The organism is Streptomyces sp. NPDC060028, assembly GCF_042736725.1.
GTDB lineage: Bacteria > Actinomycetota > Actinomycetes > Streptomycetales > Streptomycetaceae > Streptomyces.
In genome coordinates this window covers 27398-41986 of sequence record NZ_JBHWVJ010000021.1, presented here as the reverse complement: position 1 = coordinate 41986, position 14589 = coordinate 27398, and the positions used below count along the sequence as shown (strand labels likewise).

General features: G+C 71.0%; 14 protein-coding genes. 9 read left to right on the top strand and 5 right to left on the bottom strand.

The window, feature by feature from the left end; translation table 11 throughout:
* Positions 1-29 precede the first annotated feature (29 nt).
* The 8 genes from ACFWBF_RS13415 to ACFWBF_RS13380 all read left to right on the top strand — a co-directional run bounded on the left by ACFWBF_RS13415 (position 30) and on the right by ACFWBF_RS13380 (position 8701).
* Complete coding sequence (locus ACFWBF_RS13415; protein WP_385599856.1) at positions 30-2108, top strand: protein meaA; 2079 nt, start codon at positions 30-32, stop codon at positions 2106-2108.
* A complete protein-coding gene (locus ACFWBF_RS13410; RefSeq protein WP_385599853.1) occupies positions 2105-3079 on the top strand; it encodes an HpcH/HpaI aldolase/citrate lyase family protein in 975 nt (324 codons plus the stop codon). Before ACFWBF_RS13415 ends, ACFWBF_RS13410 begins: the two co-directional genes overlap by 4 nt.
* Positions 3080-3084: 5 nt before the next feature.
* Positions 3085-3597 carry a MaoC family dehydratase gene (locus ACFWBF_RS13405; RefSeq protein ID WP_112450492.1) on the top strand — a complete coding sequence of 171 codons (513 nt, stop codon included), beginning with the start codon at positions 3085-3087 and terminating at the stop codon, positions 3595-3597.
* A 2-nt stretch (positions 3598-3599) separates the two neighbouring features.
* Positions 3600-4805: an acyl-CoA dehydrogenase family protein gene (locus ACFWBF_RS13400; protein ID WP_385599850.1), complete on the top strand. Its 1206-nt coding sequence runs from the start codon at positions 3600-3602 to the stop codon at positions 4803-4805.
* Positions 4806-4990: 185 nt separating this feature from the next.
* Positions 4991-5647 (top strand): phosphatidylserine decarboxylase, encoded by a 657-nt coding sequence (locus ACFWBF_RS13395; protein ID WP_030010161.1) that lies wholly within the window; start codon positions 4991-4993, stop codon positions 5645-5647.
* Between the two features lie 25 nt (positions 5648-5672).
* Positions 5673-6494 carry a CDP-diacylglycerol--serine O-phosphatidyltransferase gene (gene pssA / locus ACFWBF_RS13390; RefSeq protein ID WP_385226595.1) on the top strand — a complete coding sequence of 274 codons (822 nt, stop codon included), beginning with the start codon at positions 5673-5675 and terminating at the stop codon, positions 6492-6494.
* A gap of 149 nt (positions 6495-6643) precedes the next feature.
* Positions 6644-8125: an AlkA N-terminal domain-containing protein gene (locus tag ACFWBF_RS13385; protein ID WP_385599847.1), complete on the top strand. Its 1482-nt coding sequence runs from the start codon at positions 6644-6646 to the stop codon at positions 8123-8125.
* A 15-nt stretch (positions 8126-8140) separates the two neighbouring features.
* Positions 8141-8701 (top strand): methylated-DNA--[protein]-cysteine S-methyltransferase, encoded by a 561-nt coding sequence (locus tag ACFWBF_RS13380; protein WP_385599843.1) that lies wholly within the window; start codon positions 8141-8143, stop codon positions 8699-8701.
* Here the strand turns inward: ACFWBF_RS13380 and ACFWBF_RS13375 are convergent.
* The 3 genes from ACFWBF_RS13375 to ACFWBF_RS13365 all read right to left on the bottom strand — a co-directional run bounded on the left by ACFWBF_RS13375 (position 8644) and on the right by ACFWBF_RS13365 (position 11431).
* Positions 8644-9072 (bottom strand): hypothetical protein, encoded by a 429-nt coding sequence (locus tag ACFWBF_RS13375; RefSeq protein ID WP_385599840.1) that lies wholly within the window; start codon positions 9070-9072, stop codon positions 8644-8646. The genes ACFWBF_RS13380 and ACFWBF_RS13375 overlap by 58 nt on opposite strands.
* Positions 9073-9162: 90 nt before the next feature.
* A complete protein-coding gene (locus ACFWBF_RS13370; protein ID WP_385599837.1) occupies positions 9163-9663 on the bottom strand; it encodes an NUDIX domain-containing protein in 501 nt (166 codons plus the stop codon).
* Between the two features lie 37 nt (positions 9664-9700).
* Positions 9701-11431: a BCCT family transporter gene (locus ACFWBF_RS13365; RefSeq protein ID WP_385599834.1), complete on the bottom strand. Its 1731-nt coding sequence runs from the start codon at positions 11429-11431 to the stop codon at positions 9701-9703.
* Between the two features lie 143 nt (positions 11432-11574).
* On the opposite strand from ACFWBF_RS13365, the gene ACFWBF_RS13360 reads away from it, so the two are divergent.
* The gene (locus tag ACFWBF_RS13360; protein WP_385599831.1) at positions 11575-12723 is read left to right on the top strand and encodes a glycerate kinase; all 1149 of its coding nucleotides are present in this window, start codon (positions 11575-11577) and stop codon (positions 12721-12723) included.
* Between the two features lie 570 nt (positions 12724-13293).
* Here ACFWBF_RS13360 and ACFWBF_RS13355 read toward each other — a convergent pair.
* Both ACFWBF_RS13355 and ACFWBF_RS13350 read right to left on the bottom strand, forming a co-directional pair.
* Positions 13294-13812 (bottom strand): hypothetical protein, encoded by a 519-nt coding sequence (locus ACFWBF_RS13355; RefSeq protein ID WP_385599828.1) that lies wholly within the window; start codon positions 13810-13812, stop codon positions 13294-13296.
* Between the two features lie 100 nt (positions 13813-13912).
* Positions 13913-14518: a cysteine hydrolase family protein gene (locus ACFWBF_RS13350; RefSeq protein ID WP_385599826.1), complete on the bottom strand. Its 606-nt coding sequence runs from the start codon at positions 14516-14518 to the stop codon at positions 13913-13915.
* Positions 14519-14589: the final 71 nt, after the last annotated feature.

Here is a 14589-nt window from a genome sequence, read left to right as displayed (position 1 = left end):
CCGTTCAAAGGCCAAAGGGACAGCCTGAGATGACAGAGCGCCAGAAAGACCGTCCGTGGCTCATGCGGACGTACGCCGGCCACTCCACGGCCGAGGCGTCCAACGAGCTGTACCGCCGCAACCTCGCCAAGGGCCAGACCGGCCTGTCGGTCGCCTTCGACCTGCCGACGCAGACCGGCTACGACCCGGACCACATCCTCGCCCGCGGCGAGGTGGGCCGGGTCGGGGTCCCGGTCTCCCATCTGGGCGACATGCGGCGGCTGTTCCAGGACATCCCCCTGGAGCAGATGAACACCTCGATGACGATCAACGCCACCGCCATGTGGCTGCTGGCGCTCTACCAGGTGGCCGCCGAGGAGCAGGGTGCGGACATCTCGCAGCTCCAGGGCACCACTCAGAACGACATCGTCAAGGAGTACCTCTCGCGCGGGACGCACGTCTTCCCGCCGGGACCCTCGCTCCGCCTGACGACGGACATGATCGCGTACACGGTCAACCACATCCCGAAGTGGAACCCGATCAACATCTGCTCGTACCACCTCCAGGAGGCGGGGGCCACCCCGGTCCAGGAGATCTCGTACGCGATGTCCACCGCGATCGCCGTGCTGGACTCGGTGCGCGACTCGGGCCAGGTGCCCGAGGAGCGCTTCGGCGAGGTGGTCGCCCGTATCTCCTTCTTCGTGAACGCGGGCGTCCGCTTCATCGAGGAGATGTGCAAGATGCGCGCCTTCGGCCGCATCTGGGACAAGGTCACCCGCGAGCGGTACGGCATCGAGAACGACAAGCAGCGCCGCTTCCGCTACGGCGTCCAGGTCAACTCCCTCGGCCTGACCGAGGCGCAGCCGGAGAACAACGTCCAGCGCATCGTCCTGGAGATGCTGGCGGTCACCCTCTCCAAGGACGCCCGCGCCCGCGCCGTGCAGCTGCCGGCCTGGAACGAGGCGCTGGGCCTGCCCCGGCCCTGGGACCAGCAGTGGTCGCTGCGCATCCAGCAGGTGCTCGCGCTCGAGAGCGACCTGCTGGAGTACGAGGACATCTTCGCGGGCTCGCACGTGATCGAGGCCAAGGTCGAGTCCCTGGTCGCCGAGTGCCTCGCCGAGATCGACCGGATCCAGGAGATGGGCGGCGCGATGGCGGCCGTCGAGTCCGGCTACCTCAAGTCCCAGCTGGTCTCCTCGCACGCCGAGCGGCGCGCCCGGATCGAGGCCGGCGAGGACAAGATCGTCGGCGTCAACTGCTTCCAGCAGACCGAGGAGAACCCGCTCACCGCCGACCTGGACGGCGCGATCATGACGGTGGACGGGGCGGTGGAGGCGCTGACCGTCGAGCGCATCGGCCGCTGGCGCGCCGAGCGCGAGGAGTCCTCGGACCGGCAGGGCAACGGCGATCCCTTCGTCTTCCCCACCACCCGTCAGGCCCTGGACCGTCTCAAGGAGGCGGCGGCCGGCACCGAGAACCTGATGGAAGCCACCCTGGAGTGCGCCCGCGCCGGTGTCACCACCGGCGAGTGGTCGACGGCGCTCCGCGAGGTCTTCGGCGAGTTCCGCGCCCCGACCGGGGTCTCCTCCGCCCCGGTGGCCGTCACCGCCGAGCCCGGTACGCCGATGCACGAGGTCCGCGCGAAGGTGGCCCGTACGGCCGACGAGCTCGGCTCGGGCCGGCTGCGCCTGCTGGTCGGCAAGCCCGGCCTGGACGGGCACTCCAACGGCGCCGAGCAGATCGCCGTACGGGCCCGTGACGCGGGCTTCGAGGTGGTCTACCAGGGCATCCGGCTGACACCGGAGGAGATCTCGTCGGCGGCGCTGGCCGAGGACGTGCACTGCGTGGGACTGTCCATCCTGTCCGGTTCGCACTGCGCGCTCGTCCCGGATGTCCTGGAACGCCTGCGTGCGGCGGGGGCGGGTGACATTCCCGTCATCGTCGGCGGCATCATTCCGAACGCGGACGCCGTCACACTCAAGGCGGCCGGAGTCGCCGCCGTCTTCACCCCCAAGGACTTCGGCATCACCGAGATCATCGGCCGTATCGTCGACGAGATCCGCAAAGCGAACAAGCTCCACCCCCTTCACGACACCGCAAACCTTGCAAGCACGGAGGTCCCCGCATGACCACGCCCGTCCACCCGGTCAACCGTCTTCGCCCGCGCCGTTCCTGCCTCGCGGTGCCGGGTTCGAACCCGCGCTTCCTGGAGAAGGCCCAGGGCCTGCCGGCCGACCAGGTCTTCCTCGACCTGGAGGACGCCTGCGCGCCGCTCGCCAAGGAAGGCGCCCGCCACACCATCGTGGACGCGCTGAACAACGGCGACTGGACCGGCAAGACCCGCGTGGTGCGCGTCAACGACTGGACCACCCACTGGACGTACCGCGACGTCATCACGGTCGTCGAGGGCGCCGGCCAGAACCTCGACTGCATCATGCTGCCGAAGGTCCAGGACGCCCAGCAGGTCGTGGCCCTGGACCTCCTCCTGACCCAGATCGAGAAGACCATGGGCTTCGAGGTCGGCAAGATCGGCATCGAGGCGCAGATCGAGAACGCCAAGGGCCTGGTGAACGTCGACGCCATCGCCGCCGCCTCGCCCCGCCTGGAGACGATCATCTTCGGGCCGGCCGACTTCATGGCCTCGATCAACATGAAGACGCTGGTCGTGGGCATGCAGCCGCCCGGCTACGGCGCGGACGCCTACCACTACATCCTGATGCGGATCCTGATGGCGGCCCGTACGCACAACCTCCAGGCCATCGACGGCCCCTTCCTCCAGATCCGCGACGTGGACGCGTACCGCGAGGTGGCCGGCCGCGCCGCCGCCCTCGGCTTCGACGGCAAGTGGGTCCTGCACCCCGGCCAGGTCGACGCGGCCAACGAGGTCTTCTCCCCCTCCCAGGAGGACTACGACCACGCCGAGCTCATCCTCGACGCGTACGACTGGTGCACCTCGGAGGCCGGCGGCAAGAAGGGCTCCGCGATGCTCGGCGACGAGATGATCGACGAGGCCAGCCGCAAGATGGCCCTGGTCATCGCGGGCAAGGGCCGCGCCGCGGGCATGGAGCGCACCACCAAGTTCGAGATCCCGGAGGCCTGATCCCGATGCAGTTCGGACGCACTTACGAAGAGTTCGAGGTCGGCGCGGTCTACAAGCACTGGCCCGGGAAGACGGTCACGGAGTACGACGACCACCTCTTCTGTCTGCTGACCATGAACCACCACCCGCTGCACATGGACAGCAACTACGCCGAGAACACGACCGACTTCGGCAAGAACGTGGTCGTGGGCAACTACATCTACTCGCTGCTGCTGGGCATGTCCGTCCCGGACGTCTCCGGGAAGGCCATCGCCAACCTGGAGATCGAGTCCCTGCGGCACGTGGCGCCGACCTTCCACGGCGACACCCTGTACGGCGAGACCACGGTCCTCGACAAGACCCCGTCGAAGTCGAAGAACGACCGCGGGATCGTGTACGTGGAGACCAAGGGCTACAAGCAGGACGGCACCCTCGTCTGCGTCTTCCGGCGCAAGGTGATGGTCCCGACCGAGACGTACATCAAGGAGCGCGGCGGCGAGCAGCCCGGCCGGCCCACGCTGAAGGAACAGGGGAAGTAGCCATGGCCCGACTCGCCCAGACCGCCGGGCTCAACGAAGTCCAGCGGGAGATCCTCAAGACCGTCCGGGAGTTCGTCGACAAGGAGATCATCCCGGTCGCGACCCAGCTGGAGCACCGCGACGAGTACCCGCAGGAGATCGTCGACGGGCTCAAGGAGCTCGGCCTCTTCGGGCTGATGATCCCCGAGGAGTACGGCGGCCTGGGTGAGTCGCTGCTCACCTACGCGCTGTGCGTCGAGGAGATAGCGCGTGGCTGGATGTCCGTCTCGGGCATCATCAACACCCACTTCATCGTGGCGTACATGCTCAAGCAGCACGGAACGCAGGAGCAGAAGGACCACTTCCTCCCGCGCATGGCGCTGGGCGAGGTGCGCGGCGCGTTCTCGATGTCCGAGCCGGGTCTCGGCTCCGACGTGTCGGCCATCACGTCCAAGGCGGTGAAGGACGGGGACGAGTACGTCCTGAACGGCCAGAAGATGTGGCTGACCAACGGCGGCACCTCCACGCTGGTGGCCGTCCTCGTCCGCAGTGACGAAGGACACCCGGAGGGCACGGCCCCCCACAAGTCGATGACGACCTTCCTCGTCGAGAAGGAGCCGGGCTTCGGTGAGGTCCGTCCGGGCCTGACGATCCCGGGCAAGATCGACAAGATGGGCTACAAGGGCGTCGACACGACCGAGCTGATCATGGACGGACTGCGCATTCCGGCCAATCGGGTCCTCGGCGGCCAGACGGGCCGAGGGTTTTACCAAATGATGGACGGGGTCGAGGTCGGCCGCGTCAACGTGGCGGCCCGTGGCTGCGGCGTCGCACAGCGTGCCTTCGAGCTGGGTGTCTCTTATGCCCAGCAACGTCACACTTTCGGCAAGGCCATCGCCGAGCACCAGGCGATCCAGTTCAAGCTGGCCGAAATGGCTACCAAGGTCGAAGCGGCCCATGCGATGATGGTCAATGCAGCACGCAAAAAGGACTCCGGGGAACGAAACGACCTCGAAGCAGGGATGGCGAAGTACCTCGCCTCCGAGTACTGCAAGGAGGTCGTGGAGGACGCCTTCCGTATCCACGGTGGCTACGGCTTCTCGAAGGAGTACGAGATCGAGCGCCTCTACCGGGAGGCCCCGATGCTGCTGATCGGTGAAGGTACCGCCGAGATCCAGAAAATGATCATTGGGCGACGCTTGCTCGAGGAGTACCGTCTCCAGGGCTGAAAGTCCCTTTTGCGGCGAATCCTCCAGTGATTTTCCGCAAAAGAGTCACTAGCAGTCACTGGTCGGAGGTCATCGACTCGGCTTCTGGCTTGCCCAGTTGTTGCGCGCAACCGATAGCATTCCAGTAAAGCCGCCGTCCCGTCCCCCCGTTTACGGCGCGGCATCACCCGCTACGAAGGTCATCCATGCCCCACAGCCAAACCTCTGCACCTCGCGACAGCCTCCTTGGCGTACGCCTCGCGCGCGGAGCATCGCCGTGGCTCCTGCCGACCGTCGCCACCGCGGCGCTCAGCCTCACCCGGGCCCGCAAGTCCGGACGCTGGGCCGCGGCGGCCGTGCCCGCCACCGCGCTCGCGGCGGGCATGCTGTGGTTCTTCCGCGACCCCGAGCGTGAGATCGCTCAGGGCCGTGTCATCTCGCCCGCCGACGGAGTGGTGCAGAGCATCATGCCGTGGAAGGACGGGCGGACCCGGGTCGCGATCTTCATGAGCCCGTTGAACGTCCACGTCAACCGCGCGCCCCTCGCGGGCACGGTGACGTCCGTGGAGCACATCCCCGGCGGGTTCGTCCCGGCGTTCAACAAGGAGAGCGAGAACAACGAGCGCGTCGTCTGGCACTTCGACACCGAGCTCGGCGACATCGAGATGGTGCAGATCGCCGGCGCCGTGGCGCGCCGGATCGTCCCGTACCTGCCGGCCGGCACCAAGGTGGAGCAGGGCGAACGCATCGGTCTGATCCGATTCGGCTCGCGCGTCGACATCTACCTCCCGGAGGGCGTCGAGGTCGCGGTCGAGGTCGGTCAGGCCACCACCGCGGGGGTGACCCGAATTGACCGTGACTGACCCTGAGACTCCCGCCGCGGGCTGGGTGCCCGAGGCATCGCAGGAGGAGTCCGCCGAGGACGACATGCCGCTGTCACTGCGGCTGTCGATAGCGGACACCCTCACGCTCGGTAACGCGACGTGCGGATTCATGGCGGTGTACTTCACCACCACCGGGATCCTCATCCCGCACCTCACCGGCAGCGGCGAGTCGGGCATGGCCCGCAGCAGCGCCGCGACGGCCGTGATACTGATGCTGCTCGCCGCGGTCTTCGACCTCTTCGACGGCATCGTGGCCCGCAAGCTGCGCAGCTCGCCGATGGGCGCGGAGCTGGACAACCTGTCCGACCTGATCAGCTTCGGGCTCGCCCCGGCGTACTTCGTGCTCGTCTACGGCATGGTCGCCGTGGACGCGCACCAGAAGATGTCGGCGCTGGCGGCGATCGTGGTGCTGCTCGCGGTCGTGCTCAGGCTGGCGAGATTCAGCTGCGTGACGATGAAGGACGGCATGTTCCAGGGCATGCCGAGCCCCTTCGGCGCGCTGACGGTCGTCTCGATCGTGCTGCTGGAGCTGCCGTTCGTCCCGACGCTGCTGGCGATCATCGGGGTGGCGTGGCTGATGGTGAGCCGGGTCGAGTACCCCAAGCCGCGGGGTGTCCTCGCGGTGGCGATGCTGAGCTGGATCGTCGGGGCGATGGGGCTGCTGGCGGCCTGGGCGTTCGACGCGCCCGGTGGTCAGCTGCTGCTCCAGACGGGCTGTGCGCTGCAGATCGCTCTGGCGGCGACGATTCCGCTGTTCGCCACGACGCGTCGGGCGAACACGTTCCGCCACAACCGCCGTGAGGCGCGGGCCACGCAGGTCCCGTAGCCGTAGCCGTACGAAGGGCCCCCGCCGCCGAACAGGCGCGGGGGCCCTTTCGCGTCCGCGGGGCCGCAGCTGGATGCGGCTGGCGCGGCGGTAGCCTTGATGTCGGAAAACCGCCAGCCCGGGGGCACGGCGGCCGGGATGCTGGAGCCATGTACACCGACACCGATCGCTGCGTCAGAGCCGTGCAGTCGAAGGACGCCCGCTTCGACGGGTGGTTCTTCACCGCGGTGCTGACCACGCGGATCTACTGCCGGCCCAGTTGCCCCGCCGTGCCGCCCAAGGTCGAGAACATGACCTTCCTGCCCAGTGCCGCCGCCTGCCAGCAGGCCGGGTTCCGGGCCTGTAAGCGGTGCCGGCCCGACACCAGCCCCGGTTCGCCCGAGTGGAACGCACGGGCCGACGCCGTGGCACGCGCCATGCGGCTCATCCAGGACGGCGTCGTCGACCGCGAGGGCGTGCCCGGGCTGGCCGCCCGTCTCGGGTACTCCACCCGCCAGGTGGAGCGGCAGCTGAACGCGGAGCTCGGAGCCGGCCCCCTCGCCCTCGCCCGGGCGCAGCGCGCCCAGACCGCCCGGCTGCTCATCGAGACCTCCGAGCTGCCCATGGGCGACGTGGCCTTCGCCGCCGGCTTCTCCTCCATCCGCACCTTCAACGACACCGTCCGCGAGGTCTTCGCCCTCGCCCCCGGCGAGCTCCGGCAGCGGGCCGAGAAGGCGGGCCGCCATCACCCCAAAGTCCCCGGGACGATCGCGCTCCGGCTGCCCTACCGGGCCCCGCTCAACCCCGACAACCTCTTCGGACACCTCGCCGCCACGGCCGTGCCCGGCGTGGAGGAGTGGCGGGCCGGGGCATACCGCCGGACGCTGAGGCTCCCGTACGGCACCGGCGTCGTCTCGCTCACGCCGCAGCCCGACCACATCGGCTGCCAGCTCGCGCTGACCGATCTGCGCGACCTCACGATCGCCATCAGCCGCTGCCGCTGGATGCTCGATCTCGACGCCGACCCCGAGGCGGTCGACGAGCAGCTGCGCGGCGACCCGCTGCTGGCCCCGCTCGTGGACAAGGCCCCGGGGCGCCGGGTGCCCCGTACGGTCGACGCGGCGGAGTTCGCCGTACGCGCCGTCCTCGGCCAGCAGGTGTCCACCGCGGCCGCACGCACCCACGCGGCCCGGCTGGTCACGGCCCACGGCGAGCCCGTCGCCGATCCGGACCCGGAGGGCGGTCTGACGCACCTGTTCCCGTCCCCGCAGGCACTGGCCGGGCTGGATCCGCAGTCCCTGGCCCTGCCCCGCACCCGGCGGACCACCCTGACCACGCTGGTCTCGGCGCTGGCCGACGGCTCGCTCCCGCTCGGCATCGACAGCGACTGGGAGGCCGCCCGTGCGCGGCTGAACGCGCTGCCCGGCTTCGGGCCGTGGACCACCGAGGTGATCGCGATGCGGGCGCTGGGCGACCCGGACGCGTTCCTGCCGTCCGATCTGGGGGTCCGGCGGGCCGCCAAGGAGCTCGGGCTGCCGTCCACGCCCGTGGCGCTGACGGCCCGGGCGGCCGGCTGGCGGCCCTGGCGCGCGTACGCCGTCCAGTACCTGTGGGCCACCGACGACCACGCCATCAACCACCTGCCCGTCTGAGAGGCATGCGAGACCATGAACAGCAGCAGCAAGCAGCACACCGTCGTCGACAGCCCCTACGGTCCGCTCACCCTGGTCGCCTCCGACGGCGTCCTCAGTGGCCTGTACATGACCGGGCAGCGCCACCGTCCCGCCGAGGAGTCCTTCGGCGAGCGGGTCGCCCCCGGCGAGGCGCCGTTCCCGGAAGTGGCCCGGCAGCTGGCCGCGTACTTCGCCGGGGAGCTCATCGAGTTCGACCTGCCGGTGCGGCTGGAGGGCACCGCGTTCCAGCGCAGCGTGTGGGACCAGCTCGTACGGATCCCCTACGGGCAGACGTGGTCGTACGGGGAGCTCGCCGCGAAGCTGGGCAAGCCGAGCGCCTCCCGCGCGGTGGGCCTGGCCAACGGGAAGAACCCGGTCGGCATCATCGTGCCGTGCCACCGGGTGATCGGGGCCTCGGGCGGCATGACCGGCTACGGCGGCGGCGTGGAGCGCAAGGTGCGGCTGCTGGCCTTCGAGGCCGGCAGCGCTGAGATCGGTCAGACCACCATCAGCGGCACCAGCAGGGCGAAGGCGGCGCCGGCCTCCACGGCGTAGCCGAACAGGGACGGGTGCTGGACGGGGGCGGCGAGCAGGACCACGCTCTGCTGGGTGGCGGCCGCCGCGACCCAGTCGCCGTCGGCGCCGAGGGTGCCCTGGTACCAGCCTTCACAGGAACCGGGGCCGGTGACGGCGAGGAGGTCGTCCTCGCGGCGGTAGAAGGCCTGCCAGCCGGCCGCGGGCACGGACCAGCCGTCGAAGTCGGTGAACTGGGCCCAGCCGCCGTCGCGTATCGCGGTGTCGAACAGCCAGACCGGCACTCCGTCGGGGGTCACCTCGCCGCCGGCCTGCTCTTCGGTGGTGAAGTGGACCATCGGGAGGGCGTCGGGCCCGTCGGCGGTGCTGGGCCAGGCGTACATCGTGATCATCTGCTGAATTCTGTCCTGCTCGATGTAGGCGCCGGATAATCGGGGGGTCCTGACAGGGCCTGGGTCCTGACCGGGTCTTCCGGCAGGGCCTCAGAGCCCTGCCGGGCGTCGCCCGTTCTCCAGCTCCGCCGTGCCCTCGCCGGATTCCAGGACCCGGTACGCCTCCGCGGTACGCAGGCCGAGGGAGCCGGGGAGGTAGGCGGTGAGCTCGGCCGGCTCGACGAGCCGCCACGAGGTCAGCTCCTCCTCCTGGAGCGTGACGGCGGCGAGCTGCGCCGCGTCGAGTACGCCGCCGTCGTAGACGTACGCGACCAGCGGCGGCCGGGCGGAACCCAGCGTCCAGTCGACGGCGAGCAGCCGGCCGAGCGGTACGTCGATGCCGATCTCCTCGGCGCTCTCGCGGCGGGCGGCCGTACGCGGGGACTCGCCCTCGTCCGACTCGACGGTGCCGCCCGGCAGGGTCCAGCCCTCGCGGTAGTTGGGCTCGACGAGCAGCACCCGGCCCTCGGCGTCCCGGTAGAGCGCGGCGGCGCCGGCCAGCACCCGGGGCAGGCTCGCGATGTACGTGGCGTAGTCATCCGTGGTGGTCACGCGGCAACCCTACCCAGATGCACGGGGAGGCCGGGGATCACGCCTCGGGGCCACCGGGTCCGGGGCCGCCGTTCTCGCGGCCCTGGCCCTTGGACTCGGCGAGCCGTCGCAGCCTGGGGTGGCGCGCCGGGCCCTGCTCGGTGACGGCGTCGCCGACCATCGCCTTGACCGCGTCCCGCATCCCGTGCAGGGCGTGGTGGCGGGCCGGGCCCGCGCCGGGGTCCTCGCGCAGCTCCTTCACCAGGGCCCAGCAGAGCAGCAGCATCACGAGCACGAAGGGCAGCGCGACCAGGATGGTGGCCGTCTGGAGGGACTTCAGGCCGCCCGCGACGAGCAGGACGGCGGCCACGGCGGCCATCAGCACGCCCCAGGTGACGACGAGCCAGGTGGGCGGGTGCAGCGAGCCGCCGCTGCTGAGCGAGCCCATGACGAGGGACGCCGAGTCGGCGCTGGTGACGAAGTACGTCATCACCAGGGCCATGGCCACCCAGGAGGTGACCGTGCCGAGCGGCAGGGCGTCGAGCATCGCGAAGAGCGAGGCCTCCGTCCCGTCCTTGATCTTCGCGGCGAAGTCGACGGCGCCCGTGGAATCGAGGCGGATGGCGGTGCCGCCCATCACGCAGAACCAGACGACTGTGGCGCCGCTGGGCACCAGCAGTACGCCGATCAGGAACTCACGGATGGTGCGGCCGTGCGAGATGCGGGCGATGAAGGTGCCGACGAACGGCGCCCAGGACAGCCACCACGCCCAGTAGAAGATCGTCCACGCGCCGAGCCACTTGCTGTCGGTGAACGCCCCGGTGCTGGTGGCCATGGGGAGCAGGTTGTGCAGGTAGCTGCCGACGCTCGCCGGGATCACGTCGAGGACGTAGACGGTCGGGCCGAGCACGAAGACGAAGAGCATCAGCACCGCGGCGAGCACGACGTTGATCGTGCTCAGCCATTTGACGCCCTTGTTCAGGCCGGAGAAGGCGGAGAGCACGAAGGCCGCCGACAGCGAGGCGATGATGACCAGCTCGACGGTGGTGGAGTCCTCGATGCCGGTGGTGATGTTCAGGCCCCTGGCGACCTGGAGCGCGCCGAGCCCGAGGCTGGTGGCCGTGCCGAAGACGGTCGCGAAGACGGCGAGCAGGTCGATGGCCTTGCCGGGCCGGCCGTTGGCCCGCTGCTCGCCCATGAGCGGGACGAAGGCGGAGCTGAGCCGGTTGCCGCGGCCCTTGCGGAAGGTCGCGTAGGCGAGGGCCAGGCCGGCGATGCCGTAGATCGCCCAGGGCGTGAGGGTCCAGTGGAAGAAGGAGTAGTCCAGGGCGGCGCGCGCGGCGTCCCCGGTGCCGGGGGCCGCCCCGGAGGCGGGGGGCGGCTTCAGGTAGTGGGTCAGCGGCTCGCCCACCCCGAAGAACATCAGGCCGATGCCCATGCCGGCGCTGAACATCATCGCGATCCAGGCGAGGTTGGTGAACTCCGGTTCCGAGTCGTCCGCGCCCAGGCGGATGCGGCCGAAGCGGCTGATCGCCAGCACGACGCACATGACGAGGAAGACGTCGGCGGCGATCACGAACAGCCAGGCGAAGTTGTTCAGCACCCAGGCCAGGGCGGTGCTCGACGCCGTGTCGAAGGAATCCTTGGCGAGGGCCGCCCAGGCGACGACGGCCAGCACGGCGATCACTCCGATGAGGACCACGCTGAGGTCGGGAGTGCCCTCGGCGGGTCCTTCAGGCCCCCCGCCGGGGGGATCCGGACGTGCCTGTTCCAGTGAATCCGTGCTCATGCGGCCACACTATGCGGGCTTATATACCCATTTACGGGGATGCCGCGCCGAGTGTGGCCCAGGCCACCCATGGGCATAGGAGGATCCTCCGGATAGGCTCATGGTGGCGCGACTGCACTGTTCGAAAGCAAGGGATTAGCAAGGTGACGGACGGAGCAGTAACTGAGACCGCGCGCGTGCTCATCGCCGCGGACAAATTCAAGGGCTCGCTCACGGCCGTGCAGGTCGCGGAGCGGGTGACGGCCGGCCTTCGCAGGGCCGTACCGGGCGTGGAGATCGAGACCCTCCCCGTCGCGGACGGCGGTGACGGTACGGTCGCGGCCGCCGTGGCGGCCGGGTTCGAACGCCGGGAGGTACGGGTCACCGGACCCCTCGGCGAGCAGGTCACGGCCGCTTTCGCACTGCGCGAGGGCACCGCGGTGGTCGAGATGGCGGAGGCCTCCGGGCTGCAGCTGCTGCCGGCGGGTGTCTTCGCCCCGCTGACGGCGACCACCTACGGCTCCGGCGAGCTGCTGAAGGCCGCCCTGGACGCGGGCGCGCGCTCGATCGTCTTCGGTGTGGGCGGCAGCGCCACCACCGACGGCGGCGCGGGCATGCTGGCCGCGCTGGGCGCGGTGTTCCTGGATGCGAACGGTGAACCGGTCGGTCCGGGCGGCGGCGCCCTGGCCGGGCTGGCCTCGGCCGACCTCTCCGGGATCGACCCCCGCTTCGCGGAGGTGGACTTCGTCCTGGCGAGCGACGTGGACAACCCGCTGACGGGTCCGAAGGGCGCTCCGGCGGTCTACGGCCCGCAGAAGGGGGCGTCGCCCGAGGACGTGGCGACGCTGGACGCGGCGCTCGCGCACTTCGCGGTGGTGCTGGAGAAGTCGATCGGCGCGAAGGCGGCCGAGTGCGCGCTGGCGCCGGGCGCCGGTGGCGCGGGCGGCATCGGGTACGGGGCGCTGCTCCTCGGCGCGACGTTCCGCCCCGGCATCGAGCTGATGCTGGAGGTACTGGGCTTCGCCCCCGCGCTGGAGCGGGCCACGCTGGTCATCACCGGTGAGGGCTCGCTGGACGAGCAGACCCTGCACGGCAAGGCCCCGGCCGGTGTCGCGGCCGCGGCCCGCGCGGCGGGCAAGGAGGTCGTCGCGGTCTGCGGCCGCCTGCTGCTGACCCAGGAGGCCCTCCAGGGTGCCGGGATCCGCCGGGCGTACCCGCTGACGGAGATCGAGCCGGACACGGCGAAGTGCATCGCCCATGCCGGTCCCCTGCTGGAGCAGGTCGCGGCGAACATCGCCGCCGACGTGCTCTGAGCCTGCGCACTGCGAGGCCCGGAACCCCCGACCGGGGTTCCGGGCCTTCGTGTTGCCCTGGCGCTTTGCCCTGGCGCTTTGCCGTGGCGCTTTGCCGTTGCCCGAAAGGGCAGGCGTGGGGTGCCGGGCGGGTGCCCCGGCGGGGGTTGGTCCGCGGCCCGGGTGGTGGCGAGCATGGCCGGGTGACCAACTGCACGGTGTGCGGCACCCGCTGTGAGCCCGGGGAGCGGTTCTGCGGGAACTGCGGGGCGTTCCTGGAGTGGGGCAATGACGCGGCGGCTGCGGCGGGCCCCCGTCCGGCTCCCGCGCCCGTCGTGCCGCCCAGGCCGGCCCGGCCGCCCGACGGCTCCCCTGTGGGGGCGGTCCAGCCGCCCGCCGCCGGGAGCGTGCCCGTCGCCGAGCCCGTGCGGCGGCGCCCCGAGGCGCAGGAGGCGCCGCCGCGGCCGGGGGAGCTCATCTGCGGCCAGTGCGGCGCCGGCAACGTGCCGAGCCGCAAGTTCTGCCGCCGCTGCGGGGCCTCCCTCGCGGACGCGCCGGTGGTCCCCCGCCCGCCCTGGTGGCGGCGCCTGTTCACCCGCCCCCGCCGCGTGCACGCCGCCGGGGAGCGGCCCCGGTTCCGCCGCCCGCGTCGCGGGCCGCCGAGGCCAGTCGTACGGTCGCGGCGGTGTCGTACGCCGCCCACGCGGCCCTCGCCCCGGCGAGCAGGGGCCCGGGGTCCTCGGTGAGGCCGCCGGCCAGCCGCCACTCGGCCAGCCGCAGCGCGTCCCCGGCGCGGCGCGCGCCGGCCGCCTCCACCGCCCGTACCAGCGCCCGGTGATGGCGGCGCCCCCGCAGCCTGGGGCAGCGCGCCGCGGCGACTTCGGCGTACAGCGGATGGGCCATGCGCACGTAGGTCCGCCGCCCCTCGTCGGCCACGGTCAGCAGACCGCGGGCCTCGGCCTCCTCCACCAGCCGTACGTCGGCCAGCCCTAGCAGCAACGAGAACTCCAACGGCTGGCCCAGGGCTACGAGTTCGAGGACCTCGCGCAGTTCCGGCCGGTCCTGCCCGTAGCCGCCGATGCGGTTCTCCACCAGGTCGGCCACCCCCACCCGGCCCGGGATGCGCTGGCCGAAAATCCTGTCACCCGTACGGGTGCACCTTGTCACGGGGTGTGCGCGGGCCGGTCCCGCCGCGGCCGCCCCGGCGGACCTACACGACCGCCCCGGCCGCCCCGGCCGCCGCCAGCAGCTCGTCCGTGGTGACCACGCGGGCGAAGCCGCCGCCCTGGAGGTTGACGGCGGTGGCGGTGGCGAGCTGGTCGGCCGTCAGGTGCAGTCCGTCCGGGCCGGCGAGGTCGAAGGTGTGGGTGGCGTCGAGGGGTACGAGGACGTCGTAGCCGAGGTTTCCGCCCATCCGGGCGGTGGTCTCCACGCACATGTTGGTCTGGATCCCCACGACGACCAGCTGGCGGACGTCCTGGGCGGTGAGCCAGTCGGCCAGGTCCGGGGTGCCGTAGAAGGCGGAGTTCACCGTCTTGGTGATCAGCAGGGACTCCTTGCCCGCACGCTCGGCGACGAGGTCCTTGAAGGCGTGTCCCGGCTGGTCCGGGGCGAGTACGGAGCCGGGGCGCGAGGCGTGCTGTACGAGCACCACCGGGCGGCCGGTCTCCTGCCAGGCGTCCATCAGCGCGGCGATGTTCGCCTCGGCGGCCGGGTTGTTGCGCGGCCCCCAGAAGGAGGCGTCGTCGAAGCCCTTCTGCACGTCGATGACCAGCAGGGCACTGTTCGCGGCAATGTCGATCTCGGTGTTCGTCATGGCTCCATCCTCGGCGGCGGCCACGGCCCGCGACAGCGGCTACGGGGACCCGAACCGATGGGATCCTGCCA

Coding starts and splice junctions, on each gene's coding strand:
- ACFWBF_RS13395 (WP_030010161.1), top strand. CDS start 4,991: ATGCCCCACAGCCAAACCTCTGCACCTCGCGACAGCCTCCTTGGCGTA.
- ACFWBF_RS13380 (WP_385599843.1), top strand. CDS start 8,141: ATGAACAGCAGCAGCAAGCAGCACACCGTCGTCGACAGCCCCTACGGT.
- ACFWBF_RS13385 (WP_385599847.1), top strand. CDS start 6,644: ATGTACACCGACACCGATCGCTGCGTCAGAGCCGTGCAGTCGAAGGAC.
- ACFWBF_RS13375 (WP_385599840.1), bottom strand. CDS start 9,072: ATGATCACGATGTACGCCTGGCCCAGCACCGCCGACGGGCCCGACGCC.
- ACFWBF_RS13415 (WP_385599856.1), top strand. CDS start 30: ATGACAGAGCGCCAGAAAGACCGTCCGTGGCTCATGCGGACGTACGCC.
- ACFWBF_RS13400 (WP_385599850.1), top strand. CDS start 3,600: ATGGCCCGACTCGCCCAGACCGCCGGGCTCAACGAAGTCCAGCGGGAG.
- ACFWBF_RS13410 (WP_385599853.1), top strand. CDS start 2,105: ATGACCACGCCCGTCCACCCGGTCAACCGTCTTCGCCCGCGCCGTTCC.
- ACFWBF_RS13405 (WP_112450492.1), top strand. CDS start 3,085: ATGCAGTTCGGACGCACTTACGAAGAGTTCGAGGTCGGCGCGGTCTAC.
- ACFWBF_RS13365 (WP_385599834.1), bottom strand. CDS start 11,431: ATGAGCACGGATTCACTGGAACAGGCACGTCCGGATCCCCCCGGCGGG.
- ACFWBF_RS13350 (WP_385599826.1), bottom strand. CDS start 14,518: ATGACGAACACCGAGATCGACATTGCCGCGAACAGTGCCCTGCTGGTC.